The 25,810-nt window shown below is 57.9% G+C and carries 26 protein-coding genes; 15 read left to right on the forward strand and 11 right to left on the reverse strand.

Annotated features, from left to right (window positions below; translation table 11 throughout):
* Positions 1-331: 331 nt before the first annotated feature.
* The 6 genes from cyoA to AC6I8P_RS13975 all read left to right on the forward strand — a co-directional run bounded on the left by cyoA (position 332) and on the right by AC6I8P_RS13975 (position 6,654).
* Positions 332-1,255 (forward strand): cytochrome o ubiquinol oxidase subunit II, encoded by a 924-nt coding sequence (gene cyoA, locus AC6I8P_RS13950; RefSeq protein ID WP_031279652.1) that lies wholly within the window; start codon positions 332-334, stop codon positions 1,253-1,255.
* 4 nt (positions 1,256-1,259) lie between these two features.
* Complete coding sequence (gene cyoB, locus AC6I8P_RS13955) at positions 1,260-3,242, forward strand: cytochrome o ubiquinol oxidase subunit I (protein WP_021507180.1); 1,983 nt, start codon at positions 1,260-1,262, stop codon at positions 3,240-3,242.
* Positions 3,242-3,856: a cytochrome o ubiquinol oxidase subunit III gene (locus AC6I8P_RS13960; RefSeq protein WP_021507179.1), complete on the forward strand. Its 615-nt coding sequence runs from the start codon at positions 3,242-3,244 to the stop codon at positions 3,854-3,856. The genes cyoB and AC6I8P_RS13960 overlap by 1 nt, the downstream gene beginning before the upstream one ends.
* On the forward strand, positions 3,856-4,185 hold the full coding sequence (locus tag AC6I8P_RS13965) for a cytochrome o ubiquinol oxidase subunit IV (protein ID WP_022549333.1): 330 nt from the start codon (positions 3,856-3,858) through the stop codon (positions 4,183-4,185). The genes AC6I8P_RS13960 and AC6I8P_RS13965 overlap by 1 nt, the downstream gene beginning before the upstream one ends.
* 13 nt (positions 4,186-4,198) lie before the next feature.
* Positions 4,199-5,086 carry a heme o synthase gene (gene cyoE, locus AC6I8P_RS13970; protein WP_021507178.1) on the forward strand — a complete coding sequence of 296 codons (888 nt, stop codon included), beginning with the start codon at positions 4,199-4,201 and terminating at the stop codon, positions 5,084-5,086.
* Positions 5,087-5,289: 203 nt separating this feature from the next.
* Complete coding sequence (locus tag AC6I8P_RS13975; RefSeq protein WP_031279651.1) at positions 5,290-6,654, forward strand: MFS transporter; 1,365 nt, start codon at positions 5,290-5,292, stop codon at positions 6,652-6,654.
* Between the two features lie 56 nt (positions 6,655-6,710).
* Here the strand turns inward: AC6I8P_RS13975 and adhP are convergent, their stop codons facing one another.
* Together adhP and exaC are read right to left on the reverse strand one after the other, a co-directional pair.
* Positions 6,711-7,745 carry an alcohol dehydrogenase AdhP gene (gene adhP / locus AC6I8P_RS13980; protein ID WP_031279650.1) on the reverse strand — a complete coding sequence of 345 codons (1,035 nt, stop codon included), beginning with the start codon at positions 7,743-7,745 and terminating at the stop codon, positions 6,711-6,713.
* 36 nt (positions 7,746-7,781) lie between these two features.
* Entirely contained in the window at positions 7,782-9,302 is a 1,521-nt protein-coding gene (exaC, locus tag AC6I8P_RS13985) for an acetaldehyde dehydrogenase ExaC (RefSeq protein ID WP_127833753.1), read from the reverse strand.
* A gap of 262 nt (positions 9,303-9,564) precedes the next feature.
* On the opposite strand from exaC, the gene AC6I8P_RS13990 reads away from it, so the two are divergent.
* A complete protein-coding gene (locus AC6I8P_RS13990) occupies positions 9,565-11,331 on the forward strand; it encodes a sigma-54-dependent Fis family transcriptional regulator (RefSeq protein ID WP_264249228.1) in 1,767 nt (588 codons plus the stop codon).
* Here AC6I8P_RS13990 and AC6I8P_RS13995 read toward each other — a convergent pair.
* A complete protein-coding gene (locus AC6I8P_RS13995; protein ID WP_021507173.1) occupies positions 11,328-11,819 on the reverse strand; it encodes a YajQ family cyclic di-GMP-binding protein in 492 nt (163 codons plus the stop codon). The two genes, AC6I8P_RS13990 and AC6I8P_RS13995, sit on opposite strands and share 4 nt — an antisense overlap.
* Positions 11,820-11,946: 127 nt before the next feature.
* Between AC6I8P_RS13995 and panE the strand changes: the two genes are divergently transcribed.
* The gene (gene panE, locus AC6I8P_RS14000; protein ID WP_058757963.1) at positions 11,947-12,867 is read left to right on the forward strand and encodes a 2-dehydropantoate 2-reductase; all 921 of its coding nucleotides are present in this window, start codon (positions 11,947-11,949) and stop codon (positions 12,865-12,867) included.
* The gene (gene yajL, locus AC6I8P_RS14005; RefSeq protein ID WP_222951207.1) at positions 12,821-13,432 is read left to right on the forward strand and encodes a protein deglycase YajL; all 612 of its coding nucleotides are present in this window, start codon (positions 12,821-12,823) and stop codon (positions 13,430-13,432) included. Before panE ends, yajL begins: the two co-directional genes overlap by 47 nt.
* A gap of 141 nt (positions 13,433-13,573) precedes the next feature.
* On the opposite strand, the gene thiI is transcribed toward yajL, so the two are convergent.
* Complete coding sequence (gene thiI, locus AC6I8P_RS14010; protein ID WP_498030675.1) at positions 13,574-15,022, reverse strand: tRNA uracil 4-sulfurtransferase ThiI; 1,449 nt, start codon at positions 15,020-15,022, stop codon at positions 13,574-13,576.
* Positions 15,023-15,256: 234 nt separating this feature from the next.
* Between thiI and xseB the strand changes: the two genes are divergently transcribed.
* The 4 genes from xseB to AC6I8P_RS14030 all read left to right on the forward strand — a co-directional run bounded on the left by xseB (position 15,257) and on the right by AC6I8P_RS14030 (position 19,325).
* On the forward strand, positions 15,257-15,499 hold the full coding sequence (gene xseB, locus AC6I8P_RS14015; RefSeq protein ID WP_058757966.1) for an exodeoxyribonuclease VII small subunit: 243 nt from the start codon (positions 15,257-15,259) through the stop codon (positions 15,497-15,499).
* Positions 15,499-16,398: a (2E,6E)-farnesyl diphosphate synthase gene (ispA, locus tag AC6I8P_RS14020; RefSeq protein WP_021507168.1), complete on the forward strand. Its 900-nt coding sequence runs from the start codon at positions 15,499-15,501 to the stop codon at positions 16,396-16,398. The genes xseB and ispA overlap by 1 nt, the downstream gene beginning before the upstream one ends.
* Positions 16,399-16,417: 19 nt before the next feature.
* The gene (gene dxs / locus AC6I8P_RS14025; RefSeq protein ID WP_481657789.1) at positions 16,418-18,283 is read left to right on the forward strand and encodes a 1-deoxy-D-xylulose-5-phosphate synthase; all 1,866 of its coding nucleotides are present in this window, start codon (positions 16,418-16,420) and stop codon (positions 18,281-18,283) included.
* 67 nt (positions 18,284-18,350) lie between these two features.
* Entirely contained in the window at positions 18,351-19,325 is a 975-nt protein-coding gene (locus tag AC6I8P_RS14030) for an aldo/keto reductase (RefSeq protein WP_481657790.1), read from the forward strand.
* A 183-nt stretch (positions 19,326-19,508) separates the two neighbouring features.
* Here the strand turns inward: AC6I8P_RS14030 and pgpA are convergent, their stop codons facing one another.
* From pgpA to nrdR, 6 genes are all read right to left on the reverse strand, one after another.
* Entirely contained in the window at positions 19,509-20,000 is a 492-nt protein-coding gene (gene pgpA, locus AC6I8P_RS14035) for a phosphatidylglycerophosphatase A (protein WP_021507165.1), read from the reverse strand.
* A complete protein-coding gene (thiL, locus tag AC6I8P_RS14040; protein WP_498030676.1) occupies positions 19,987-20,964 on the reverse strand; it encodes a thiamine-phosphate kinase in 978 nt (325 codons plus the stop codon). The genes pgpA and thiL overlap by 14 nt, the downstream gene beginning before the upstream one ends.
* Before the next feature lie 46 nt (positions 20,965-21,010).
* Positions 21,011-21,430 (reverse strand): transcription antitermination factor NusB, encoded by a 420-nt coding sequence (gene nusB / locus AC6I8P_RS14045; protein ID WP_031279648.1) that lies wholly within the window; start codon positions 21,428-21,430, stop codon positions 21,011-21,013.
* A gap of 19 nt (positions 21,431-21,449) precedes the next feature.
* Positions 21,450-21,920 carry a 6,7-dimethyl-8-ribityllumazine synthase gene (ribH, locus tag AC6I8P_RS14050; protein ID WP_021507162.1) on the reverse strand — a complete coding sequence of 157 codons (471 nt, stop codon included), beginning with the start codon at positions 21,918-21,920 and terminating at the stop codon, positions 21,450-21,452.
* Positions 21,921-22,013: 93 nt separating this feature from the next.
* Entirely contained in the window at positions 22,014-23,117 is a 1,104-nt protein-coding gene (gene ribD / locus AC6I8P_RS14055; protein WP_394516809.1) for a bifunctional diaminohydroxyphosphoribosylaminopyrimidine deaminase/5-amino-6-(5-phosphoribosylamino)uracil reductase RibD, read from the reverse strand.
* Positions 23,118-23,120: 3 nt separating this feature from the next.
* Positions 23,121-23,570, reverse strand: coding sequence for a transcriptional regulator NrdR (nrdR, locus tag AC6I8P_RS14060; RefSeq protein WP_031279647.1), 450 nt, complete (start codon positions 23,568-23,570; stop codon positions 23,121-23,123).
* 171 nt (positions 23,571-23,741) lie between these two features.
* Between nrdR and lysM the strand changes: the two genes are divergently transcribed.
* Together lysM and AC6I8P_RS14070 are read left to right on the forward strand one after the other, a co-directional pair.
* Positions 23,742-24,179 carry a peptidoglycan-binding protein LysM gene (lysM, locus tag AC6I8P_RS14065; protein ID WP_058769381.1) on the forward strand — a complete coding sequence of 146 codons (438 nt, stop codon included), beginning with the start codon at positions 23,742-23,744 and terminating at the stop codon, positions 24,177-24,179.
* A 15-nt stretch (positions 24,180-24,194) separates the two neighbouring features.
* Entirely contained in the window at positions 24,195-24,767 is a 573-nt protein-coding gene (locus AC6I8P_RS14070; protein WP_394516810.1) for a SadB/YajI family lipoprotein, read from the forward strand.
* A 64-nt stretch (positions 24,768-24,831) separates the two neighbouring features.
* Here AC6I8P_RS14070 and secF read toward each other — a convergent pair whose 3' ends face one another.
* Positions 24,832-25,800 carry a protein translocase subunit SecF gene (gene secF / locus AC6I8P_RS14075; RefSeq protein ID WP_058769379.1) on the reverse strand — a complete coding sequence of 323 codons (969 nt, stop codon included), beginning with the start codon at positions 25,798-25,800 and terminating at the stop codon, positions 24,832-24,834.
* Positions 25,801-25,810: the final 10 nt, after the last annotated feature.

Below are 25,810 nucleotides of genomic sequence, written 5' to 3' on the forward strand. Positions count from 1 at the left end.
CCCGCGTAATATTTAAATCCGGTGAGCAATTAATTTGTAGAAATTTCATCGCTAAAATGATGCAGAATTGTTAAATAAATGAGTATTAAAACTCCGGTTTATGCTTTCCCTGTTTTCTCTGCGGTTAATGTCATTGGTTTTTGTTATATTGCCGCCAACTGCTTGTCGCAGTTAATAATTTGTCACCCTGCGCAACATCTGTGACACCCTTAGCAAAAGGTGTCAACAGCCTTCTGACACATCCTTAAGCTGGTTTACACTGCATAAACCTTCCCGTAAAATGCGCGCACACTTAAACGACAATAGAGCCCTTTGTCATTGAGGTCGTTAAATGAGACTCAGGAAATACAATAAAAGTTTGGGGATTTTGTCATTAATTGCAGGCGCTGTATTACTCAGCGGCTGCGATAGTGCGTTGTTAAATCCCAAGGGACAGATTGCACTGGAGCAACGTTCACTGATTCTGACAGCTTTCGGCTTGATGATGATCGTCGTTATTCCGGCAGTCTTAATGGCTGTTGTGTTCGCCTGGAAATATCGGGCAACCAATACCAACGCGAAGTATAGCCCTAACTGGTCACACTCTAACAAAGTGGAAGCCGTGGTCTGGACCATTCCGATCCTGATCATTCTCTTCCTCGGCGTGCTGACCTGGAAATCAACCCACGCGCTGGAGCCGAGCAAACCGCTGGCCTCTGACGTGAAACCGGTTGAGATCGACGTAGTGGCACTGGACTGGAAATGGCTGTTCATCTACCCGGAACAGGGTATTGCAACCGTCAACCAGATTGCCTTCCCGGCAAATACTCCGGTGAACTTCAAGATCACCTCGAACTCCGTCATGAACTCCTTCTTTATTCCTACGCTCGGCAGCCAGATCTACGCCATGGCGGGTATGCAGACCAAACTGCACCTGATCGCCAACGAGCCAGGTACGTTCGACGGTATCTCTGCTAACTTCAGCGGTCGCGGTTTCTCTGGCATGAAGTTCAAAGCCATTGCCACCAAAGACGATGCGGAATTCCAGCAGTGGGTTGCCAAAGTTAAAGCGGCACCTAACACGCTGACCACCATGGATGATTTCGAAAAACTGGCTGCGCCAAGCGAAAATCACCCGGTGGAATATTTCTCAACTGCGAATCCGGAACTGTTCAAGCAGGTTATTGATAAGTTCATGATGAGCCACGGGAAAATGGACATGTCGCACGAAGGCATGGACATGAATCACGCCGCAGCTGCGGGAGCCGAGGAATAATACGATGTTCGGAAAATTAACACTGGATGCAGTGCCCTACCATGAACCCATTATCATGGTTACGGTCGCCGGTATCATCATTGGTGGTCTGGCGCTGATCGCTGCTATTACCTATTTCGGTAAATGGCAGTATCTGTGGTCTGAATGGTTAACCTCCATCGACCACAAAAAACTGGGTATCATGTACATCATCATGGCCTTTGTCATGCTGCTGCGCGGCTTTGCCGATGCGGTAATGATGCGTACCCAACAGGTTATGGCTTCCGCCGGGGAAGCAGGCATACTGCCACCGCACCACTACGACCAGATCTTTACCGCTCACGGCGTGATCATGATCTTCTTCGTGGCGATGCCTTTCGTGGTGGGTCTGATGAACATCGCGGTTCCGCTGCAAATCGGTGCCCGTGACGTTGCCTTCCCGTTCCTGAACAACCTGAGCTTCTGGTTTACCGCTATCGGTGTGATCCTGGTTAACCTGTCACTGGGTGTGGGCGAATTCGCACAGACCGGCTGGCTGGCTTATCCACCGCTCTCGGGGGCAGAATACAGTCCTGGCGTCGGGGTCGATTACTGGATCTGGAGTCTCCAGCTCTCCGGTATTGGTACCACGCTGACCGGTATCAACTTCTTCGTGACCATTCTGAAGATGCGTGCACCGGGCATGGACCTGTTCAAGATGCCGGTATTCACCTGGGCAGCACTGTGTACTAACGTCCTGATTATCGCTGCGTTCCCGGTTCTGACCGTGACGCTGGCACTGTTGACGCTTGATCGTTACCTCGACTTCCATTTCTTTACCAATGATATGGGCGGTAACATGATGATGTACGTCAACCTGATCTGGGTCTGGGGTCACCCGGAGGTGTACATCCTCGTTCTGCCGGTGTTTGGTGTCTTCTCTGAAGTCACGGCCACCTTCTCGAAAAAGCGTCTGTTTGGTTACACCTCGCTAGTGTGGGCAACCATCGCCATTACCGTTCTGTCGTTCATCGTTTGGCTGCACCACTTCTTCACCATGGGTGCCGGTGCGAACGTTAACGCCTTCTTCGGTATCATGACGATGATCATCGCCATTCCGACCGGGGTGAAAATCTTTAACTGGCTGTTCACCATGTATCAGGGTCGTATCGAGTTCAACTCGGCGATGCTGTGGACCATCGGCTTCCTGGTCACCTTCTCCGTTGGTGGTATGACCGGCGTACTGCTGGCGGTACCAGGCGCAGACTTCGTGCTGCACAACAGCCTGTTCCTGATTGCACACTTCCACAACGTTATCATCGGTGGTGTGGTGTTCGGTTGTATGGCTGGCGTGACCTACTGGTTCCCGAAAGCCTTCGGCTTCACCCTGAACGAAACCTGGGGCAAACGTGCTTTCTGGTTCTGGATCATCGGCTTCTTCGTTGCCTTTATGCCGCTGTACGCGCTGGGCTTCATGGGGATGACCCGTCGTCTGAGCCAGGACATCGATCCGCAGTTCCACTCTCTGCTGGTAGTTGCAGCAGGCGGTGCAGCGCTGATCGCCTGCGGTATCCTGTGCCAGCTTATCCAGTTCTGGGTATCGGTACGTGACCGTGAGCAGAACCGCGATCTGACCGGTGACCCGTGGGGCGGCCGTACGCTGGAGTGGGCAACCTCTTCACCTCCGCCGTTCTACAACTTTGCTGTGATCCCACATATCCACGAGCGTGATGCGTTCTGGGAAATGAAAGAGAAAGGCGAAGCGTACAAGCAGCCAGAAAAATATGAAGAAATTCATATGCCGAAAAACAGCGGCGCGGCCATTGTTATCGCTGCCTTCATGACAGTCTTCGGTTTTGCCCTGATCTGGCACATCTGGTGGCTGGCAGGTCTTACTTTCCTTGGCACCATCGTGACCTGGATTGTGAAGAGCTTCGATGAAGACGTGGATTACTACGTACCGGTTGCTGAAATCGAGCAGATCGAGAAGAAGCACTTTGATGACATCAGCAAAGCAGGTCTGAAATAATGTCAACTGAAACCGTTAAACACCACCACGACGCCCATGCGGAGCATGGGCATCACGATGCGGGAGCCAATAAAGTCTTTGGCTTCTGGATCTACCTGATGAGTGACTGCATTATCTTCGCAACCCTGTTTGCGACCTATGCGGTCATGGTTAACAACACTGCCGGTGGCCCGGCAGGTAAAGATATCTTCGAACTGCCGTTTGTGCTGGTTGAAACCGCGCTGCTGCTGCTGAGCTCCATTACGTATGGTATGGCAGTAATTGCGATGAACAACCAGAACAAAGGTTCGGTCATCAGCTGGCTGGCGTTGACCTTCCTGTTCGGTGCCGGATTTATCGGGATGGAAATCTATGAATTCCATCACCTGATCAAGGAAGGTTTCGGTCCTGACCGCAGCGGCTTCCTGTCTGGCTTCTTTACTCTGGTCGGTACGCACGGTCTGCACGTGACCTCTGGTCTGATCTGGATGGCCGTGCTGATGTTCCAGATCGCTAAACGCGGTCTGAGCGCCACCAACCGCACCCGTATCATGTGTCTGAGCCTGTTCTGGCACTTCCTGGATGTGGTGTGGATCTGCGTATTCACCGTTGTCTATCTGATGGGGGCCATGTAATGAGTCATTCTGTAAACGAACATGGTGCATCTCACGGTAGCGTGAAGTCTTACATGATCGGCTTCATCCTCTCGATCATCCTGACGGCGATCCCGTTCTGGATGGTGATGGATGGCAGTGCTTCTCACGGCACCATTCTGGGTGTGGTTCTGGTGTGTGCAGTGGTTCAGGTGCTGGTGCACCTGGTCTACTTCCTGCATCTGGACAGCAAATCCGAGGGTGGCTGGAACATGGTGGCCATTGTCTTCTCCGCAGTCATTATCCTGATTGTGGTGATTGGCTCACTGTGGATTATGTGGAACCTCAACTACAACATGATGGCCCACTAAAGAGTCACGCGTAATGATTAAGCAATACCTGCAAGTAACAAAACCAGGAATTATTTTCGGCAATTTAATTTCTGTGATCGGTGGATTCCTGCTGGCTTCAAAAGGCAGCATTGATTACCCCCTGTTTCTCGTCGCTTTGGTGGGCGTTTCGCTGGTGGTCGCATCCGGTTGTGTATTCAACAATGTGATTGACCGCGACATCGACATCAAAATGGAGAGAACGCGGAACCGTGTTCTGGTCAAAGGCCTGATCTCGGCGAAAGTAAGCCTGGTTTATGCAACCGCATTGGGTATTGCTGGCTTTGCGTTGCTGTATTTTGGCGCTAACCCGCTGGCCATGTGGCTGGCGGTGATGGGCTTCGTCGTCTATGTCGGCATTTACAGCCTCTACATGAAGCGTCATTCGGTCTATGGCACGCTGATTGGCAGCCTCTCTGGCGCTGCGCCGCCAGTGATTGGCTACTGCGCGGTGACCAACCAGTTTGATGCCGGCGCGTTAATCTTACTGGCTATCTTTAGCCTGTGGCAGATGCCGCACTCCTACGCGATTGCCATCTTCCGCTTCAAAGATTATCAGGCCGCCAATATTCCGGTTCTGCCGGTGGTGAAAGGCATCTCCGTGGCGAAAAATCATATTACGCTGTACATCCTGGCGTTCATGATTGCCACGCTGATGCTGTCGCTGGGCGGTTATGCTGGCTACAAATATCTGGTGGTGGCTGCCGCCGTCAGCGTGTGGTGGCTGGGTATGGCACTGTCAGGTTACAAAACCTCAAACGACAAAGTTTGGGCGCGTAAACTGTTCGTGTTCTCCATTGTCGCCATCACTGCGCTGAGCGTGATGATGTCGGTGGACTTTATGGCCCCGGCCTCTAAGGACCTGCTGACTTACGTCTGGTAAGTCAGACCGTTACTCCGGACAAGGGCGCGAATTTCGCGCCCTTTCTTTTTGTTACCACTGCTTAAAAACAATTGTTTTACCCGCCCTGCCCTGCTTCCTAAAATAAGCGCTGCATGTCCCGGTGAGCCGGGTCGCAGATAAGGGCGCGCAACCTGTGCCGCTGCAACCTGAAGTCCCAGGGGCATAAACTTACAGAGGTTGGAATGAACGATAATAGAATGACACCAGTTGAGCTTCGGGCAACATGGGGTTTAGGCACAGTTTTTTCCCTGCGCATGCTGGGAATGTTTATGGTCCTGCCGGTACTGACCACTTACGGTATGGCTTTACAGGGCGCCAGCGAAACGTTGATCGGTCTGGCAATTGGTATTTATGGTCTGGCGCAGGCCGTGTTTCAGATCCCCTTTGGTCTGCTGTCCGACCGCATTGGCCGCAAGCCGCTGATTGTCGGTGGCCTGCTGCTGTTTGTGCTCGGCAGCCTTATTGCCGCCACCAGCACCTCCATCTGGGGCATTATCCTTGGTCGCGCGCTGCAGGGATCCGGTGCCATTGCCGCGGCGGTGATGGCGCTGCTGTCAGACCTGACCCGTGAACAGAACCGCACCAAAGCGATGGCGTTTATCGGCATCAGCTTCGGCGTTACCTTTGCGATTGCCATGGTGGTCGGCCCGATTGTCACGCACGCGCTGGGTCTGCACGCGTTGTTCTGGATGATTGCCCTACTCGCCAGCCTGGGTATCGTGATCACCCTGCTGGTAGTGCCCAATGCGCCGGGCCACGTATTGAACCGCGAATCCGGCATGGTCAAAGGCAGCATTCGCGCAGTGCTGGCCAATCCCAAATTGCTGAAGCTGAATATCGGCATTCTCTGTCTGCACATTTTACTGATGTCGAGCTTCGTCGCGCTGCCGGGCCAGTTTGAACAGGCGGGCTTCCCGGCGGCTGAACACTGGAAAGTGTATCTGGTGACCATGCTGGTGGCGTTTGTCGCCGTGGTGCCGTTTATTATCTATGCCGAGGTAAAACGCCGCATGAAGCGGGTGTTTGTCGGCTGCGTGGCGCTGATCATCATCGCGGAAATTGTACTGTGGGGCGCCGCGGGCCACTTCTGGACGCTGGTGATTGGCGTGCAGCTGTTTTTCCTCGCCTTTAATCTGATGGAAGCGATTCTGCCGTCGCTGATCAGCAAAGAGTCGCCGGCGGGCTACAAAGGCACGGCCATGGGCATTTATTCCACCAGCCAGTTTATTGGCGTCGCGATTGGCGGCAGCCTGGGCGGCTGGATTTTCGGCCACTTCGATGCGCAAACGGTGTTTCTGGTCGGCGCGATAGTGGCTGCGGCGTGGCTGTTTGTCGCCATGTCGATGCAGGAGCCGCCGTACGTCAGCAGCCTGCGCCTGGTGCTGAGCGATGCAGTGCTGGCGGTACCGAATCTGGAGAAGCGGCTGCGCGCGCAGCCCGGCGTAGCGTCGGTGTTTATCGTGCCGGAAGAGAAAAGCGCCTACATTAAAATTGACAGCAAAGTGACGAGCCGTGTGGAGCTGGAGGCGCTGCTCGCCAGCAGTTAATGACTTGCCCACAGCGGACCGCGATGATCTGGCTCCACGCGGTCCGCTCAGCGTTACTACAGCGACATATCCACCACAATACGCCCTTCAATTTTGCCGGCGTGCATGCGCGCAAAGATATCGTTGATGTTAGTCAGCGGCTCAACCGCGACATTCGCTTTCACCTTATGGCGACCGGCAAAATCCAGCGCTTCCTGCAGATCTTTACGCGTGCCAACAATCGAGCCGCGCACCGTGATGCCATCCAGCACCATGTCGAAGATCGAGAGATCGAATTTCCCTGGTGGCAGGCCGTTAAGCACCATGGTGCCGCCGCGACGCAGCGTGCCGATCGCCTGTTCAAATGCTTTTGGCGAGACCGCCGTTACCAGCACACCGTGCGCACCGCCAAAGCTCTCCTGAAACACTTTCGCCGGATCGACCTGCTTCGCATTGGCAACCACACTGGCACCGAGCCGTTTGGCAAACGCCAGCTTATCGTCGTCGATATCGACCGCCGCCACGTTGAGCCCCATCGCCACCGCATACTGAATAGCCATGTGCCCCAGCCCGCCGATGCCGGAAACCACCACCCAGTCACCCGGTTTGGTATCGGTCATCTTCAGGCCTTTGTAAACCGTTACGCCAGCACATAAAATCGGTGCCACTTCATTAAACTCAACGTTATCCGGAATGATGCCGACGTAGTTGGCATCCGCCAGGCAGTACTCGGCAAAGCTGCCGTTGACCGAATAGCCGGCATTCTGCTGCGACAGACACAGCGTCTCCCAGCTGTCGAGGCAGTGCTCGCAGTGGCCACACGCCGAATAGAGCCAAGGTACCCCGACGCGATCACCCAGTTTGAGATGCTTCACCCCTTCGCCAATGGCCACCACCTGACCGACGCCTTCATGGCCGGGAATAAACGGCGGATTGGGCTTGATCGGCCAGTCGCCTTCGGCGGCGTGCAGGTCGGTGTGGCACACGCCGGTGGCGGCGATTTTCACCAGAATCTGCCCCGGCCCAACGGACGGCACCGGCACCTGCTCAATCACCAGCGGTTCACCAAACGCCTTCACAATCGCGGCTTTCATGGTGGTTTTGATTTGCATATTCATCTTTCACTCTCCATTTGAACGGATGCGGACTCAGAACAGCCCCAGTGGCGCTGTGCCATAGCTGACCAGCAGATTTTTGGTTTGCTGATAGGCGCTGAGCGCCATTTTGTGGGTTTCACGCCCGACGCCCGACTGCTTGTAGCCACCGAATGCCGCATGGGCGGGATAGATGTGATAGCAGTTGGTCCAGACGCGACCGGCTTTGATGCCGCGGCCCATGCGATACGCCAGATTGGTATCGCGCGTCCACACGCCCGCGCCCAGGCCAAACTGGGTTTCATTGGCGATCGCGAGCGCCTCTGCCTCATCGTGGAACGTGGTGACGCCAATCACTGGCCCAAAAATCTCCTCCTGGAAACAGCGCATCTGGTTGCTGCCCTTGATCAGGGTGGGCTGGATGTAGAATCCGTTATCCAGCTCCGCGGCGATATGCGCACGCTCGCCCCCTGTCAGAATCTGCCCACCTTCTTCACGGGCGATGTTGATATAGGACAGGATTTTGTCGAATTGCTGGCGGGAAGCCTGAGCCCCGATCATGGTGTCGGTATCGAGCGGATCGCCACGGCGAATGGTGGCAACCTTGGCCAGCACCCGCTCCATAAAGGGCTGGTAGATCGATTCATGAATTAACGCACGCGATGGACAGGTACAGACTTCGCCCTGATTAAAGAAGCCCAGCACCAGCCCCTCGACCGCTTTCTCGATGAACGCCTCTTCACCCGACATCACATCCGCGAAGTAGATGTTGGGTGATTTGCCGCCCAGCTCGACGGTGCAGGGAATGATGTTCTCCGCCGCACAGGCCATGATATGCCGCCCGACCGGCGTGGATCCGGTAAAGGCAATTTTAGCGATGCGCTTGCTGGTGGCCAGCGCTTCGCCGGCTTCGCGGCCAAAGCCCTGCACCACATTCAGCACGCCCGGTGGGAACAGATCGCCAATCAGCTCCATCAGCAGCGTAATACCAAGCGGCGTCTGCTCAGCCGGTTTCAGCACCACGCAGTTACCGGCGGCCAGCGCCGGTGCCAGCTTCCACGCCGCCATGAGCAGCGGGAAATTCCACGGGATGATCTGTCCGACCACGCCGAGCGGCTCGTGGAAGTGATAGGCCACCGTGGTTTCGTCGATCTCGGCGGTGCTGCCCTCCTGCGCGCGCAGGCAGCCGGCAAAGTAGCGAAAATGGTCGACCGCCAGCGGCAGATCGGCGTTGAGCGTCTCGCGAATCGGTTTACCGTTATCCCAGCTCTCCGCTACCGCCAGCTTCTCAAGACTGGCTTCCATGCGATCGGCCACCTGCAGCAGCAGGTTGGCGCGCTGCTGTACGCTGGTTTTGCCCCACGCATCGGCGGCCTGATGCGCCGCATCCAGCGCCAGATCGATATCGCGCGCGTCGGATCGCGGGAACCGGGCAATATCGCTGCCGTCTACCGGCGAGGTGTTCATAAAGTACTGGCCGCTCAGCGGCTCGGTGAAGTTGCCGGCGATATAGTTGCCGTAGGTCGCCTGGAAAGAGACCAGCGCGCCGGGCGTGCCGGGATGTGCATAACGCATCGCAAACTCCTTATTATCAGGTCAGAGGGTCTGAACAGGCAGCGCAACTGCCTGTGTTGGTGATTGCAGCACGCGTGCCAGTTTTTTCTCATCAGGCGCAAAAGCAATAAATGCATTATTTATCAATCAAATAAAATCATGCCCCGCCAGCAAACCTGTCAGTCCTCCAGGACAAACGCGGTATCTGTGTTGCGTATCGCAACAGTGCGGAAACCCTAACGCTACAATGTTGCAACACTTACACGCCGTTCTGAGGTCACTCATGCAGGGAAATTCAGCCGCGTCTGCCGTGCACGCTAACCCGCTGTTAAGCGACTCCTGGTTCCGCAGCCAGCTGTATGGATTAGAGCGCAGCGCCGACGATTTCCCGCGCGTGCGTCAGGGCGAGCTGGCCGATGTGCTGGCCAGCAACGCCGGGCTGCAGCAGTTTGCGCAGCCGGTCATCCGCCAGCTGGCGCAGCAGATGGCGGAGACGCAGTCGGTGGTGATCCTGTCCGATGCCAGCGGGCTGGTGCTGAACACCTTTGGCGATATGCAGGCGCTGGAGAAAGCCCAGCGCTTTGCCCTGGCACCCGGTAATCTGTGGAGCGAATGCGGACGCGGCACCAATGCAATTGGCACCGCGCTGGCGATTGATGACGGCTGTGAAATTGATGGCCAGCAGCATTTCCTGACGCGCAACCAGGGTCTGTACTGCGCCGCAATGCCGTTGCAGATGCCCAACGGCCAGATAGCCGGCGTGCTGGATATCTCGGGTCCGGCACACTTTCCGCATCCGCATACCCTGAACCGGGTGAAAGCAGCGGCAAAGCAGATCGAGTACCTGTGGGTGAAGCAGAGCCTGCATCCGCAGCAGTGGCTGCTTAGTCTGCATCCGCAGCCGCAGGGCATCGACACCAGTGATGAACTGCTGCTGGTGTTTTCTGACAATGTGCTGACCGCAGCTAACCGGCTGGCGATGCGCGAACTGGCTCTCAGCGCCGATCGCTTTGCCAGCCTGACGTTTCAGCAGCTGTTTCCGCAACTGCAGCAGCAGGCCAACAGCGTTCCCGCCGCGGTCGACATTGGCGCGCAGCGCTACTGGTTCCGCCTGCGCGCGCCGCAGCGCAGCCACGTCAGCGTGCCGGATAGTCGCACGCATGATCTGCCGCGCGTGCTGGGAGCTGACGGCGCAAAAATGCTTCGCTTGCTGGATGCCGGCGTTTCGCTGTGCATTTATGGTGAAACCGGCAGCGGCAAGGAGTATGTCAGCCGCGCGCTGCACCAGCAAAGCCGCTGGCGCACGGGCAAGTTTGTCGCCATCAACTGTGCCGCCATCCCCGAGGCACTGATTGAATCCGAACTGTTTGGCTACCAGCCCGGCGCATTTACCGGCGCCAGTAAAAATGGCTATATCGGCAAAATTCGCGAAGCAGATGGCGGCGTGCTGTTTCTGGATGAAATCGGTGATATGCCGCTGACGCTGCAGACCCGTTTGCTGCGCGTGCTGCAGGAAAAAGAGGTGGCGCCACTCGGCTCCAGTCGCAGCTGGCCGGTGAATTTTGCCGTGATTTGCGCCACGCATCGCGATCTGGCCCAGCGCGTGGCCGCTGGCGAATTTCGTGAGGATTTGCTCTATCGTCTGCAGGAGTTCGCCCTGACCCTTCCGCCACTGCGCGCCTGGCCGAACGTCGCCGGGTTTATCCGCGATTTATGGCAGGAGCTGGGGGCCGCGCAGCGTGGCGTACAGCTGTCTCCGGCACTGCTGACGGCGCTGGCGCAGCAGCCGTGGCCGGGCAATGTGCGCCAGCTACGCAGTCTGCTGCGCGTGCTGCTGGCGCTCGCCGATGAGGGCGAAACGCTGACGGAAAGTCACTTGCCGGCAGAGTATCGCCGCCCGCCGGCACCGCCGCTGCGCGAACGCCACGATGAACAGCTGATCAGTGAAACGCTGCAGCGCTATGACGGCAATATCAGTAAAGCGGCGCAGGCGCTGGGGGTCGCGCGCAGCACGCTGTATCGTCGTGCGGCGCGCGACAGAGGGGATTAATCGCGGAAGTTTTTGAACTGGAACGGCTGACCCAGGTTGCCACCGCGCACCAGCGCCATCGCACCCTGCAGATCGTCGCGGGATTTACCGGTGACGCGCAGCTCTTCACCCTGAATCTGCGTCTGCACTTTCAGTTTGCTGTCTTTGATCAGCTTAACGATTTTCTTCGCGACATCGCTTTCGATGCCTTTTTTCAGCTTCGCTTCAACGCTCCAGCTTTTACCGCTGTGCACAATCTCTTCCGGTACTTCAATCGCCGCGCCTTCAATGCCGCGCTTCAGCAACTTTTCACGCAGAATATCCACCAGCTGCTTCACCTGAAAATCCGATTCGCTGGTGACTTTGATGGTCTCATTCTTTTCGTTGAGCTCAAAGCTGGCGCTCACGTTGCGGAAATCGAAACGGGTTGAGATCTCACGGTTGGCATTCTCCACCGCATTACGCACTTCCGGCAGTTCGACTTCGGAAACGATATCGAAAGATGGCATCTTTTCTTCTCCTGATACTAAAGTGACATGCATAATACGCGTCTTGTCGCGCTAATAAAACACGCGACGCGGAAAGCTATAATTAAGGGTGTGACACCCATTCACCCACCCGCCAGCGGGAGGCATAATGAAAATTACCGTGTTGGGTTGCGGCGCCCTGGGGCAAATCTGGCTCGCGGCCCTTGCACGCCAGGGACATGACGTTCAGGGCTGGCTGCGCGTACCGCAGCCGTACTGTTCGGTCAACGTGGTCGATCCGCAGGGCCACGTCAGCAATCACACCTTCATCGCTAACGATCCGCTGTTTCTGGCCGAAAGCCAGCTGCTACTGGTGACACTGAAAGCGCCACAGGTTTCACCTGCGGTGAAAAACCTGCAAAGCGTGCTGCCGCGCCACGCGCCGATCCTGCTGCTGCACAACGGCATGGGTACGATCGAAGAGCTCAAAGAAGTGCAGCAGCCGCTGCTGCGCGGCATCACCACGCACGCGGCGATGCGCGACGGCACGGTGATTAAACATGTCGCGCAGGGCATCACCCACATTGGGCCTGCCAGCCGCGAAAGCGCGGCGCTGAGCGATATCGCCGATATTCTGCATCAGGCACTGCCGGACGTAGCGTGGCACGATAACATCGCGTCCGCCAGCTGGCGCAAGCTGGCAGTTAATTGCGTGATCAACACGCTGACGGTTGAGCACGACTGCCAGAACGGCGCGCTGCGCGCCTGGCCGGAGCAGATTAACCGGCTGTGCGAGGAGCTGGCCTGGGTGATGGAGCGCGAGGGCCAGCACATCGCGCTGGATAACCTGCGCGACATTATTTACGACGTCATCGACAGCACCGCCGCCAACGTCTCCTCGATGCTGCAGGATGTGCGTGCGCAGCGTCAGACTGAAATTGATTACATTACCGGCTACCTGCTGCGCCGCGCCCGTGCGCAGGGGATCGCGCTGCCGGAAAATACCCGCCTGTACGACCTGATTAAACGCAAGGAGTCCCAATATGAGCGCGAACGCATCAGTGCTGGTTTGCCTGGCCCATGGCAGTGAAGAGACCGAAGCGGTCACCACTATCGACCTGCTGGTCCGCGCCGGCCTGAAGGTGACCACCGCCAGCGTGGAGAGCGACGGCACGCGCGAGATTGTCTGCTCCCGCGGCGTACGCCTGCTGGCTGACGCACCGCTGGTTGAAGTGGCGGATAACGATTTTGCCGCCATCGTCCTGCCGGGCGGCCTCAAAGGCGCTGAAACCTTCCGCGACAGCCCGCTGCTGGTGGAGACGGTACGCCAGTGTCATCTGTCAGGCAACATTGTCGCGGCGATCTGTGCCGCGCCGGGCACGGTACTGGTACCGCATGACCTGTTTCCCGTGGGCAATATGACCGGTTTTCCCGGCCTGAAGCACACCATTCCGGAAGAAAAATGGATGGAGCGCCGCGTGGTGTGGGATCCGCGCGTTAATCTGCTGACCAGCCAGGGGCCGGGCACGGCGATCGATTTTGCCCTGAAGCTGATTGATCTGCTGGTGGATAAAGAGCAAGCGCGTGAAGTCGCGTCACAGCTGGTGCTGGCGGCAGGGATTTATAATTATCAGGAATTTGAAGAGCGCGCGTAAAAAAGGTCGCCATCAATGGCGACCCCACGAGATCAGCGCACAGTTTTATTCGTCGCGGTGATTACAGGGGGCGCATTCCTGCGCACCGGTTTTTGCCCGTACACCCGAAATCAGGCGCGCCAGGCTTAACTCCCGCCGCGGTTACGGACGGTACACCTTCACGTTCTTAAAGCCCTGCTCATGCAGATACAACGCCTGCAACCGGCTCATCACGCCGCGATCGCAGTACAGCAACCAGGTTCTGCTCTGATCGAGATCGCCGAACTGAGTGCTCAGCTTATAGAATGGCAGCGATTTCACTTCCACGCCGGTCAGCGCCAGCGGCTTGTCGTCCTGTTCATCAATCGAACGGATATCCAGCACCACATCGTTGCCGCTGAATGACGCCACGGTTTCCACTTCCACCACTTCTTCTTTCGTCTGCTCCGCGATTTCACGGATATCGACGTTGCTGGCTTCCTGCACCACGCGCTGCAGAATGTCGAAATCGAAGTTCTGCTCTTCGGCTTCGATCTTCGCCTTCACCGCTTTCACCGTGGGGCTTTTCGAAATCACGCCGCAGTACTCCGGCATGGTGCGGGCAAAGTCTTCGGTGCCGATCTGACGCGCAATATTGATGATGTGCTCTTTATCGTGCGAGATCAGCGGGCGCAGAATCAGCGTGTCGGACGCGTTATCAATCAAACGCAGGTTAGTCAGCGTCTGGCTGGAGACCTGGCCCAGCGCCTCACCGGTCACCAGCGCCTGCACGCCGTAACGCTCAGCCACCATTGACGCCGCACGCACCATCATGCGCTTCAGCACCACGCCCATCTGGCCGTCATCAACTTTTTCCAGAATCTCGCCCACCACCGGCTCAAAATTGATGGCGACAAAACGCACGCGATGTGAACGGCCAAAACGCTGCCACAGATAGTGCGCCACCTGACGCACGCCGATTTCATGCGCCGCGCCGCCGAGGTTAAAGAAGCAGTAGTGCACACGACAGCCGCGGCGCATCAGCATATAGCTGGAGACGCCGGAGTCAAAGCCGCCGGAAATCAGCGACAGCACATCTTCCTGGGTGCCGATCGGGAAGCCGCCCAGGCCTTCATAGCGGCCGGTAATCAGCAGCAGACGATCGTCTTCAATCTCCAGATTCACCGTCACATCCGGGTGATTCAGCTGCACGCGCGCGCTTTCAATGTGCTGATTGAGACCGCCGCCGACGTAGCGCTCCACATCCTGCGAGCTAAAGCTGTGCTTGCCGCGACGCTTTACGCGCACGCAGAAGCTCTTGCCTTCCAGCCGCTCGCGGTTGAGCGCCAGCGTCTGCTCGAAGATATCGTGCATGTCGGTATAGGCGCGGTCTTCGACCGCCAGCACATGGTGGATACCGGGAATGCGCGTCAGCTCTTCCGTGACGGTGGCACGCAGCGCTTCCTTCTTCGCGCGCACTTCGATGTGATCCCAGTGGCGCACCACGGCGATCTCTTCGTCGAGGGTGCGCAGGGTATTACGGATGTTACCGGTCAGAATTTTGATAAAGCGCAGGCGCACCGACTGACTTTTGATGGTGATTTCAGGGAAGAGCTTGATGATAAACTTCATGGCGACACAGCTTCGTTGGGCAAATAAGTGCTAAAATCATCAACACTTAGCTGGTAAAATCATATAATTGCGGGTTGGCATCAGCCACCGCATCCGAGGCGCGCAAGTATATCACCTTTGTCGGGTGACTGCTGTAAGCAACCTTCGCCGCATTGATTATTTTGCTAATCAATGCCCGTCGGCTACCATGACCGATTGCAACATAATGTCCCAACCTGTGAGTCGACACTGATTATGCCGAAAAAAGCCGAAGCGCCCGTGAGTTTTGAAAACGCACTGCAGCAGCTGGAACAGATTGTCAGCCGTCTGGAGAGTGGCGAACTGCCGCTGGAAGAGGCGCTGAATGAATTCGAGCGCGGTGTACAGCTGGCACGCAGCGGCCAGCAAACCCTGCAGGCGGCGGAACAGCGCGTGCAGATTCTGCTGAGCGACGACAAAGACGCCCCGCTCGCCCCTTTCACGCCGGAAAATGAGTAATGGATTTCGTGCAACTGCAGCGCGCCTACCATGAGCGCGTGAACCAGGCGTTGACGCGCTTAATAGATCCACTTCCTTTTCAGAGTTCTCCTCTGGTGAACGCCATGCAATATGGGGCACTATTAGGCGGTAAGCGCCTGCGCCCGTTTCTGGTGTATGCCACTGGCGAGATGCTGCGCGCCGAGGCGGCCAGCCTGGATGCCCCCGCCGCAGCGGTGGAGTGCATTCACGCTTACTCATTGATTCATGATGACCTGCCGGCGATGGACGACGATGCGTTACGTCGCGGGCAGCCAACCTGCCATATCAAATATGGCGAAGACACGGCGATTCTGGCCGGCGATGCCCTGCAAACCCTGGCGTTTACCATTCTTGCGGACCAGCCGATGCCCGGCGTAAGCCCGCAGGATCGCATTGCCATGATTTCCGAACTGGCGCAGGCCAGCGGCGTGGCCGGCATGTGCGGTGGCCAGGCGCTGGATTTAGCCGCCGAAGGCCAATCCGTGGACCTGAACCAGCTGGAGCAGATCCATCGCCACAAAACCGGCGCGCTGATCCGCGCCGCCGTGCGTCTCGGCGCCCTCACAGCAGGTGCAGCGGGCCGCGATGCGCTGCCGCAGCTGGATATCTACGCCAACGCCATCGGACTGGCGTTTCAGGTGCAGGATGACATCCTTGATGTGGTCGGCGATACCGCCGTTCTGGGCAAAACCCAGGGAGCCGATCAGGCGCTGGGGAAAAGCACTTACCCGGCGCTGCTGGGACTGGATAACGCGCGGGCCAAAGCGCAGGATCTCTATCGCGAAGCACTGGGCGCGCTGGAGGTGCTGGCGGCACAGTCGTATGACACGTCCGCTCTGCAGGCGCTGGCCAGCTTTATAATTGAACGCGATAAATAACTTATATAATGAGTCTCTGATGAGTTTTGATATTGCAAAATACCCGACACTGGCGTTAGCAGGCACGGTTCAGGAATTACGTTTACTGCCTAAAGAAAAACTTCCGGACCTGTGCGACGAGCTGCGTCAGTATCTGCTGGACAGCGTGAGCCGCTCGTCCGGCCACTTTGCTTCGGGTCTGGGCGTCGTCGAGCTGACCGTCGCGTTGCATTATGTGTATAACACCCCGTTTGATCATCTGGTGTGGGACGTCGGCCATCAGGCCTATCCGCACAAGATTCTGACCGGCCGCCGCGACCGTATCGGCACTATCCGTCAGAAAAATGGCCTGCACCCGTTCCCGTGGCGCGGCGAAAGCGAATATGACGTGCTGAGCGTGGGCCACTCGTCGACGTCCATCAGCGCCGGTCTCGGCATGGCCGTGGCCGCCGAACGCGAAGGCAAAGGTCGCCGCACCGCCTGTATCATCGGCGACGGCGCGATTACTGCGGGCATGGCGTTTGAAGCCATGAACCACGCCGGTGATATCAAGCCGGACATGCTGGTGATCCTCAACGACAACGAGATGTCGATCTCTGAGAACGTGGGCGCGCTGAACAATCGCCTGGCGCAGATTCTCTCGGGGAAAACCTATTCACGCCTGCGCGAAGGCGGCAAGCGCGTGCTGGGCGGGCTGCCACCGATCAAAGAGCTGGTGAAGCGCACCGAAGAGCACCTGAAAGGCATGGTGGTGCCGGGCACGCTGTTTGAGGAGCTGGGCTTTAACTATATCGGTCCGGTCGATGGTCACGATGTGCTGACACTGGTCAGCACGCTGAAGAATATGCGCGATCTGAAAGGGCCGCAGTTCCTGCACATCATGACCAAAAAGGGCAAGGGCTACGCGCCGGCGGAAGAAGATCCGATAACCTGGCACGCGGTGCCAAAATTCGATCCGGCCAGCGGCTCGCTGCCGAAAAGCGCGCCGGGCCTGCCGAGCTACTCGAAAATTTTTGGTAACTGGCTGAGCGAGATGGCCGCCGACGATGCGCGGCTGATGGCGGTGACGCCGGCCATGCGCGAAGGCTCCGGCATGGTGAGCTACTCGCGTGATTATCCGCAGCAGTATTTTGACGTGGCGATCGCCGAGCAGCATGCGGTGACGTTCGCCGCGGGCATGGCCATCGGCGGATATAAGCCGGTGGTGGCGATTTACTCCACCTTCCTGCAGCGCGCCTACGATCAGGTCATTCACGACGTGGCAATTCAGCAATTGCCGGTACTGTTTGCTATCGATCGCGGCGGTATCGTGGGTGCCGACGGCCAGACGCACCAGGGGGCGTTTGATATCGCCTATCTGCGCTGCGTGCCGGGCATGGTGATCATGACGCCTAGCGATGAAAACGAGTGCCGGCAGATGCTTTACACCGGCTACCACTATCAGGATGGCCCGAGCGCGGTGCGCTATCCGCGCGGCACCGGCACCGGCGCCACGCTGGAACCGCTGGCCAGCCTGCCGCTTGGCAAAGGGGTCATCCGGCGTCGCGGCGAGCAGCTGGCCATCCTCAACTTTGGTACTCTGCTGCCGGAAGCGCAGGCCGCCGCCGACGCGCTCAACGCCACGCTGGTCGACATGCGCTTTGTTAAGCCGCTGGATGAAGCCCTGATTAGCGAACTGGCGGCCAGCCACGATGCGCTGATCACGCTGGAAGAAGGCGCGATCAAAGGCGGTGCCGGCAGCGGCGTCAATGAATACGTGATGGCGAAACGCCTGCGCGTCCCGGTGCTTAACCTCGGCCTGCCGGATGAGTTCATTCCGCAGGGGACGCAGGAAGAAGTGCGTCAGGATTATCAGCTGGACGCCACAGGCATCCAGCAGCAAATCGCCGCCTGGCTGGCGCAGTAACCGCCCTTCCCCGCTCCTGCTGCTATGCTTGAGGGTAAAACCCCACGCATAAGAGCAGGAGCCCTTCATGAAAACCGTTCGTTTAGGCCAGACCGATCTGCAGGTTTCACGTCTCTGTTTAGGCTGTATGACCTATGGCGATCCGCTGCGCGGTAACCACGCCTGGACGCTGCCGGAAGAGAGCAGCCGACCGCTGATTAAGCAGGCGCTGGACGCGGGCATTAACTTCTTCGACACCGCTAACAGCTACTCCGACGGCAGCAGTGAGGAGATCCTCGGCCGCGCGCTCAAAGATTATGCGCAGCGCGATCGGGTGGTGGTGGCGACCAAAGTCTACTTTCCGCTGAGCAACCTGTCGCAGGGGCTGTCGCGCACCAATATTCTGCAGTCGATTGATGACAGCCTGACGCGACTTGGCATGGAGTATGTCGATCTGCTGCAGATTCATCGCTGGGATTACGCCACGCCAATTGAAGAGACGCTGGAAGCGCTCGATCTGGTAGTGCGGTCAGGCAAAGCGCGTTACATCGGGGCTTCCTCGATGCATGCCACACAGTTTGCGCAGGCGCTGCAGTTACAGCAGCAGCATGGCTGGGCGCGTTTTGTCAGTATGCAGGATCAGTACAATCTGATTCAGCGCGAAGAAGAGAAGGAGATGCATCCGCTGTGCCAGCGCGAAGGCATCGCGGTGCTGCCATGGAGCCCGCTGGCGCGCGGTAAGCTGACGCGTCCGTGGGGAGAAACCACTGCGCGTTCGGTGTCGGATAACGTAATGGAAAAACTCTATACCGGCACCGAAGAGAATGACGCGGCCATTGCGCAACGGCTGGCAACGGTGGCTGCGGACAAAGGCGTAACGCGCGCGCAGGTGGCGCTGGCATGGCTGCTGCATAAGCCGGTGGTTACCGCGCCAATTATTGGTGCCTCGCGCGAGCAGCAGTTTGCCGAGCTGGTGAAAGCCGTCGACGTGGAGCTGAGTTCAACCGATATCGCCGAGCTGGAGAGCGTCTACCAACCACATCCGGTGGTGGGATTCGAGTAACGGTCCGGTCAGGTCGCCTTTAGGGCGACCTGATGTCACAGGCAGCGCGTGCATGGCGACCTGCCTGTGGTCTACGCATTCATACGACCTGCCTGCGGGCTACGCATTCCTGGCGACCTGCTGTGGGCTACGCATTCATGGCAACGCTTTCTGTAGGGTGCGCATTCATGCGCACCCGGCGCATTAAAGCACCAGCCCCAACCCATACAAAATCGCCGCTGAAATGACCCCGGCGATAATGTCATCGACCATAATGCCCATGCCGCCGTGCACGTTACGGTCGAACCAGCGAATCGGCCACGGCTTCCACATATCGAAAATACGGAAAATCACAAAGCCGGCGAGCACCCATTGCCAGCTCATCGCCGGTATCGCCATCAGCGTAATCCACATGCCGATGAACTCATCCCACACGATGCTGCCATGGTCGTGCACACCCATATCACGCGCGGTGCGGTGACACAGATAGACACCCACACTGATGCCTATCAGCACCAGCAGCGAATACAGCTGCAGCGGCAGCAGCGTCATCAGCCACCAGAAGGGAATGGCGGCAATCGAACCGGCGGTGCCGGGCATAATCGGGCTCAGGCCGCTGCCAAAACCGGTCGCCAGCAGGTGCCACGGATTGGCCATGCGCAGACGGCTTTTGGCCACATCTTTATTTAGCGTCAAAGTGATCAAATCCCTTGTGATGGAAACTGCGCGGCTTGCCGTTCTCCAGCAGCGTCAGCCCTTCTGCTTCCGGCGCGATCTGGCCGATGCAGGTATACGCCACGCCAAGATGGCCCAGCGCCACATCCAGTGCACCACGATTGACTTCCGGCACGGTAAAGCACAGCTCATAATCTTCACCCCCGCTCAGCGCCCAGCGCAGCACCTGCTCAGGCTCAAAGTGATCGCGCAACGCAGCCGACAGCGGCAGCGCATCCAGATTGATGCGGGCACCGACGCGGCTGGCGGTGAGAATGTGGCCGAGATCGGAGATCAGGCCATCGGACAGATCGATGGCTGACGTCGCCATATTGCGCAGCGCCTGGCCCTGCAGCACGCGCGGCATCGGGCGCAGATGACGCTTGATCAGCACTTCATGCACCGCCGGATCGTTCAGGCGATGATGGTGCTGCAGCAGCGACAGACCAGCAGCGCTGTCGCCCAGCGTGCCGGTGACAAAAATCCAGTCACCCGGTTTGGCCCCGGCGCGCTTCAGCGCACGGCCGGCCGGCACCAGGCCATGAATGCCCAGCGTCAGGCTGAGCGGCCCGCGCGTGGTATCGCCGCCGATCAGCTGCATATCGTAATAATCCAGCAGCTCAAACAGGCTGTCGCTGAACGCCGCCAGCCACGGCTCATCCACTTCGGGCAGGGTTAACGCCAGCGTTAACCATGCCGGATCGGCGCCCATCGCCGCCAGGTCGCTCAGGTTAACCGCCAGCGCTTTGTAGCCGAGATCGGCCGGATGGATATCACGTAAGAAATGCACGCCCGCCACCAGCGTATCGGTGCTGATGGCCAGCGTCTGTTTTTCCGGCACGTTAAGTAACGCGCAGTCGTCACCAATTCCCTTCTCCACATCGCGGCGGGAGCTGGTGACGCGGTTAAAATAACGTGCGATCAGTTCGAATTCACCACAGGACATAAGTCAGGTCTCAATGAAAAAAGGCCGGTGAGCCGGCCTTTTGCACTTATTTTTTGTTCGGTCGAATTTGCGGAGCGGCTTTATCCAGCACGCCGTTAACAAACTTGTGGCTGTCTTCAGCACCAAACACTTTGGCCAGTTCGATACCTTCGTTGATCGCCACTTTGTACGGCACATCGTCACGCTTGCTCAGTTCATAGAGCGAAATGCGCAGGATGGCTTTTTCTACCTGGCCCAACTCTTCCAGCTGGCGCGACAGGTAAGGCTTCATCAGGCCGTCCAGGAACGCGCTGTTGGTCGCCACACCGGCCAGCAGTTCGCGGAAATAGCTAATATCGACGTCTTTGACGTCTTGTTCCGCCAGAAACTGGTATTCCACATCGGCAATGTCGTTGTTAGACAACTGCCAGGAGTAAAGCGCCTGGACAGCGCACTCACGGGCGCGACGACGAGCAGCAGGTTTCACAAAATTCCCCTTACAAAAATCAGGCTTTGATGGCTTTCAATACGTTAATCATTTCAAGTGCGGTCAGGGCCGCTTCGGCGCCTTTGTTACCCGCTTTGGTGCCGGCGCGTTCAATCGCCTGCTCGATGTTTTCGGTGGTCAGGACGCCGAAGGTCACCGGAATTTCGCTGTTCATCGCTACGTGAGCGATGCCGGAGCTGGCTTCACCCGCCACGTATTCGAAGTGTGCGGTACCGCCACGGATCACCGTGCCCAGTGCAACGATCGCGTCGTGCTTGCCGGTTTTCGCCAGGGCGCGTGCCGCCAGCGGCAGCTCGTAAGCGCCCGGTACCCAGACCACGGTGATGTTTTCCGCTTTGACCTGGCCAATACGCTTCAGCGCGTCAACTGCACCGTCCAGCAGGCTGTCATTGATGAAATTGTTAAAACGCGCGATTACGATGGCAATATTGGCATCAGGCGTGGCAACAGCAGCTTCGATAACTTTCATACATATCCTTTGGGTGTTTGTTTTATGGCCCCGCAGAAGGGGGCGGATTCTATCATACTCTTCGGCAACGCGCTCAGGCTTTTCCGTGCATGCTCAGCGCGGTGTCAGGGTCAGCCGTAAATCGTCGCCAACCTGACGCACGTCGCTAAAATTCAGCGCTGGCGCATCGGCCAGCGTTTCCAGTCCCGGCAGCGCACACAGACCGCGCGCGGCATTACCCAGCAGTTTCGGTGCCAGATAAACGATCAGTTCATCCACCAGGCCGGCCTGCAGCAGCGCACCGGCCAGACCGGCACCGGCCTCGACCCACACGCTGTTGATCTGACGCTGACCGAGCAGCATCATCATCGCCACCAGATCGAGCTGCTCACCGCGCGGCGGCACCTCAATCTGACTCACGCCCGGCGGCCAGCTTTGTGCATCAGCCTCCGTGCGCATCAGCCAGGTTTCGCCGGGCTGGGCGATCAAACGATGCTGCGGCGTCACGCGCTGCTGACTGTCGATCACCACCCGCAACGGCAGACGCAGCTGGCTCTCATCCAGCTGCTGGCGCACGGTCTCGCTCAGTTCATCCCAGCGCACCGTCAGCGACGGATTGTCCGCCAGCACGGTGGCGCTGGTGGTAAGGATAGCTGAACTGCGGGCACGTAAACGTTGCACATCGCGCCTTGCCGCTGCGGAAGTGATCCACTGGCTTTCGCCGCTGGCCATGGCGGTACGGCCATCTAGCGAGGCACCCAGTTTGAGCTGAATCCACGGAAAACCGGTACGCATGCGTTTGAGAAAACCGCGATTAAGCCCTTCCGCTTCGTTCATCATCAGGCCGTGACTCACGTCGATGCCGGCCTGCTGTAAACGATACAAGCCGCGCCCGGCCACCTGCGGATTAGGATCCTGCATCGCCGCGACCACCCGGCTGACGCCGGCGGCAATCAGCGCATCGCAGCACGGCGGCGTCCGACCGTGATGGCTGCAGGGTTCCAGCGTGACATATGCGGTCGCACCGCGTGCGTGGTCGCCCGCCATGCGCAGCGCGTGCACTTCCGCGTGCGGTTCACCGGCGCGCTGATGCCAGCCTTCGCCCACGATCGTGCCGTCGCGCACGATAACGCAGCCGACGTTAGGATTCGGGGTGGTGGTATATTGTCCGCGCCGCGCCAGTTCCAGCGCGCGCGCCATGTAGTGCGCATCGGTCATGGATTAATCCTGTAAGCGGGCGATCTCTTCGCCAAAATCACGAATATCTTCAAAACTGCGATACACCGATGCGAAGCGAATATAAGCGACTTTATCCAGCTTCTTCAGCTCTTCCATCACCAGGTTACCAATCAGCTTGCTGGGAATTTCACGTTCGCCGGTGGCGCGCAGCTGGGTTTTGATGTGATTAACCGCATTGTCGACGGCATCCGCGCTCACCGGACGCTTCTCCAGCGCCTTCATCATACCGCTGGCCAGCTTATCTTCGTTAAAGGGTTCGCGCACGTCGTTGCTTTTCACCACGCGCGGCATTACCAGCTCGGCCACTTCAAAGGTGGTAAAACGCTCATGGCATACCAGGCACTGGCGGCGGCGGCGCACTGAGGAGCCCTCACTAACCAGACGTGAATCAATCACTTTGGTGTCCACAGCGGAGCAGAATGGGCAATGCATGACGTTTCCTGTCGCGAGAATTGGGGGCAGATAGTGTAGCGCGTTCCCGGTTGCAACAAAATACAGGGCGCAGAATCGCCACCTGGCTCACAGCGACGCCTGACGGTTACAGCAAACCGTGAAAAGTTACTAAGCTTAGAGAGCCAATCCGGCTTAATGACAGGAGGATGTATGGGTTTATTCAATTTCGTCAAAGAAGCGGGTGAAAAACTGTGGGATGCGGTGTCAGGCGGCGATGACCAGAGCAAAAAGCTGCAGGAGCACATTAATCAACTCGGCCTGCCCGACAGCGATAAAGTGAAAGTCGATGTCCAGGGCGATACCGTGAAGGTCAGCGGTGACGGTATCTCGCAGGAGTTGAAAGAGAAGATTCTGGTGGCGGCGGGTAACGTGGCCGGCATCACCAAAGTGGAAGATAACGTCACCACCAGTGACAGCGCCGCGCAGGCCGAATTCTACACGGTGAAAAAAGGCGATACCCTGAGCGCTATCTCGAAGCAGGTGTACGGCACGCCGAACGAATACAACAAGATCTTTGAAGCGAACAAGCCAATGCTGACGCATCCTGATAAGATCTATCCCGGCCAGGTTTTACGTATCCCTAAATAACCGGAAGGACATGGTATGACATTCAGGATGATTTGGGTGCCGGCAGCGCTTGCTGCGCTGGTGCTCAGTGGTTGCAGCTCCACCCCCGCTTCACCTCAGGTCAAAGCGCTGCATCAGGAAGTGAGCCAGCTCAACCAGCAGATGCGCAAACTGACCAGTCAGGCCAGCGCGCTGGAGATTCAGGGGCAGCTCAACAGCCAGTCGACGCAGGGCGCATGGTTACTCCCGCAGGCGAATACGCCGGTAGAGCTGCAGACGCAGCTGGGTAAACTGCGCCTGTCGCTGTCGCACGTTGAGGGGGAAGCCAGCGGCAGCCGCGCTAACCTGAATATCCGTTCAACCGATGATAAGCCGGTGCCGGCGCTCAGCGCCCGCGTGGTATGGGGCGAAATCGATCCCGCCAGCGGCAAGCCGCTGAACGCCGACAGCCTGAGCCAGACCATTACCGTGCCCGCCAGTCTGATGCCGCGCAATTCGGTCAGCGTACCGCTGCGACTCAGCGGGCTGGCACCGGGTCAGCCCGGCTACGTGCGCGTGCATGATGTGCAGGCGGTGACGGACGTCAGCACGGTTGTCACAGGCCAGTGACTCTGGCGTCAGGCATAAAAAAACGGGCTGCACTCAGGCAGCCCGTTTCATTTCTCCGGCACAATTACGGCAGAATCGAAGGCTGATCGGCGCCCTCTTTCTCCACTTTCTGCACCAGCATGTGTTCACGCTTCATGCCCAGCTTCAGCGCCAGCGCGGACGACACGTAGATCGACGAAATGGTACCGATGGTGACACCGATCAGCATGGTCAGCGAGAAGCCTTTCAGCAGCGCGCCACCAAAGATGAACAGGATCAGGATCATCGCCAGTGTGGTGATCGAGGTGATCAACGTACGGCTCAGCGTCTGGGTCAGCGACACGTTAGTGATGTCGTAAGAAGAACCGCGACGGATTTTGCGGAAGTTCTCACGAATACGGTCGGAAACCACGATCTTATCGTTGAGCGAGTAACCAATCACCGACATCAGCGACGCCACAATCGTCAGATCGATCTCGATGTGGAACAGCGACAGAATGCCGCAGGTGATGATCACGTCGTGCGCCAGCGCCAGCACGGTGCCCAGCGCCAGACGCCACTCAAAGCGAAAGCCGATGTAGATCAGAATCGCAATCAGCGCCGACAGCAGCGCCATCGCCCCGGCCTGCGCCAGATCGCTGCCCACGCTCGGGCCCACGAACTCAATCCGCTTCACAGTCGCGTTCTGCTGCGTCGTCTGGTTGATCGAGGCAACCACTTTGTTGCCCAACTCCTGGCCTGCATTGCCGGTGGTCGGTGGCATACGCACCATCACATCACGGCTGCTGCCAAAGTTCTGTACCAGCGGCTCCTCAAAGCCTGCCTTCACCAGCCCGTCACGCAGCGCATCCAGATCCGCCGGCTTCTCGAGGTTGATCTCAATCACCGTCCCGCCGGTGAAATCGAGCCCCCAGTTAAAGCCGCGCACACCGATAATGGCGATGGACGCCACAATCAGCAGGCCGGAGATGATAAAGGCCAGCGTGTCCCAGCGCATAAAGTCGACGACTTTACGCCCATGGTTCAGCTGTTCAATACTATATTCCTGTGCCACAACGCACTCC

Source organism: gamma proteobacterium symbiont of Lampromicra miyakona, from assembly GCF_059730895.1.

What these genes read in the sequence shown, in the direction of transcription:
- cyoA (WP_031279652.1), top strand. Translation starts at nt 332, where the DNA reads ATGAGACTCAGGAAATACAATAAAAGTTTGGGGATTTTGTCATTAATT.
- cyoB (WP_021507180.1), top strand. Translation starts at nt 1,260, where the DNA reads ATGTTCGGAAAATTAACACTGGATGCAGTGCCCTACCATGAACCCATT.
- AC6I8P_RS13960 (WP_021507179.1), top strand. Translation starts at nt 3,242, where the DNA reads ATGTCAACTGAAACCGTTAAACACCACCACGACGCCCATGCGGAGCAT.
- AC6I8P_RS13965 (WP_022549333.1), top strand. Translation starts at nt 3,856, where the DNA reads ATGAGTCATTCTGTAAACGAACATGGTGCATCTCACGGTAGCGTGAAG.
- cyoE (WP_021507178.1), top strand. Translation starts at nt 4,199, where the DNA reads ATGATTAAGCAATACCTGCAAGTAACAAAACCAGGAATTATTTTCGGC.
- AC6I8P_RS13975 (WP_031279651.1), top strand. Translation starts at nt 5,290, where the DNA reads ATGAACGATAATAGAATGACACCAGTTGAGCTTCGGGCAACATGGGGT.
- adhP (WP_031279650.1), bottom strand. Translation starts at nt 7,745, where the DNA reads ATGCAAATCAAAACCACCATGAAAGCCGCGATTGTGAAGGCGTTTGGT.
- exaC (WP_127833753.1), bottom strand. Translation starts at nt 9,302, where the DNA reads ATGCGTTATGCACATCCCGGCACGCCCGGCGCGCTGGTCTCTTTCCAG.
- AC6I8P_RS13990 (WP_264249228.1), top strand. Translation starts at nt 9,565, where the DNA reads ATGCAGGGAAATTCAGCCGCGTCTGCCGTGCACGCTAACCCGCTGTTA.
- AC6I8P_RS13995 (WP_021507173.1), bottom strand. Translation starts at nt 11,819, where the DNA reads ATGCCATCTTTCGATATCGTTTCCGAAGTCGAACTGCCGGAAGTGCGT.
- panE (WP_058757963.1), top strand. Translation starts at nt 11,947, where the DNA reads ATGAAAATTACCGTGTTGGGTTGCGGCGCCCTGGGGCAAATCTGGCTC.
- yajL (WP_222951207.1), top strand. Translation starts at nt 12,821, where the DNA reads ATGAGCGCGAACGCATCAGTGCTGGTTTGCCTGGCCCATGGCAGTGAA.
- thiI (WP_498030675.1), bottom strand. Translation starts at nt 15,022, where the DNA reads ATGAAGTTTATCATCAAGCTCTTCCCTGAAATCACCATCAAAAGTCAG.
- xseB (WP_058757966.1), top strand. Translation starts at nt 15,257, where the DNA reads ATGCCGAAAAAAGCCGAAGCGCCCGTGAGTTTTGAAAACGCACTGCAG.
- ispA (WP_021507168.1), top strand. Translation starts at nt 15,499, where the DNA reads ATGGATTTCGTGCAACTGCAGCGCGCCTACCATGAGCGCGTGAACCAG.
- dxs (WP_481657789.1), top strand. Translation starts at nt 16,418, where the DNA reads ATGAGTTTTGATATTGCAAAATACCCGACACTGGCGTTAGCAGGCACG.
- AC6I8P_RS14030 (WP_481657790.1), top strand. Translation starts at nt 18,351, where the DNA reads ATGAAAACCGTTCGTTTAGGCCAGACCGATCTGCAGGTTTCACGTCTC.
- thiL (WP_498030676.1), bottom strand. Translation starts at nt 20,964, where the DNA reads ATGTCCTGTGGTGAATTCGAACTGATCGCACGTTATTTTAACCGCGTC.
- ribH (WP_021507162.1), bottom strand. Translation starts at nt 21,920, where the DNA reads ATGAAAGTTATCGAAGCTGCTGTTGCCACGCCTGATGCCAATATTGCC.
- ribD (WP_394516809.1), bottom strand. Translation starts at nt 23,117, where the DNA reads ATGACCGATGCGCACTACATGGCGCGCGCGCTGGAACTGGCGCGGCGC.
- nrdR (WP_031279647.1), bottom strand. Translation starts at nt 23,570, where the DNA reads ATGCATTGCCCATTCTGCTCCGCTGTGGACACCAAAGTGATTGATTCA.
- lysM (WP_058769381.1), top strand. Translation starts at nt 23,742, where the DNA reads ATGGGTTTATTCAATTTCGTCAAAGAAGCGGGTGAAAAACTGTGGGAT.
- AC6I8P_RS14070 (WP_394516810.1), top strand. Translation starts at nt 24,195, where the DNA reads ATGACATTCAGGATGATTTGGGTGCCGGCAGCGCTTGCTGCGCTGGTG.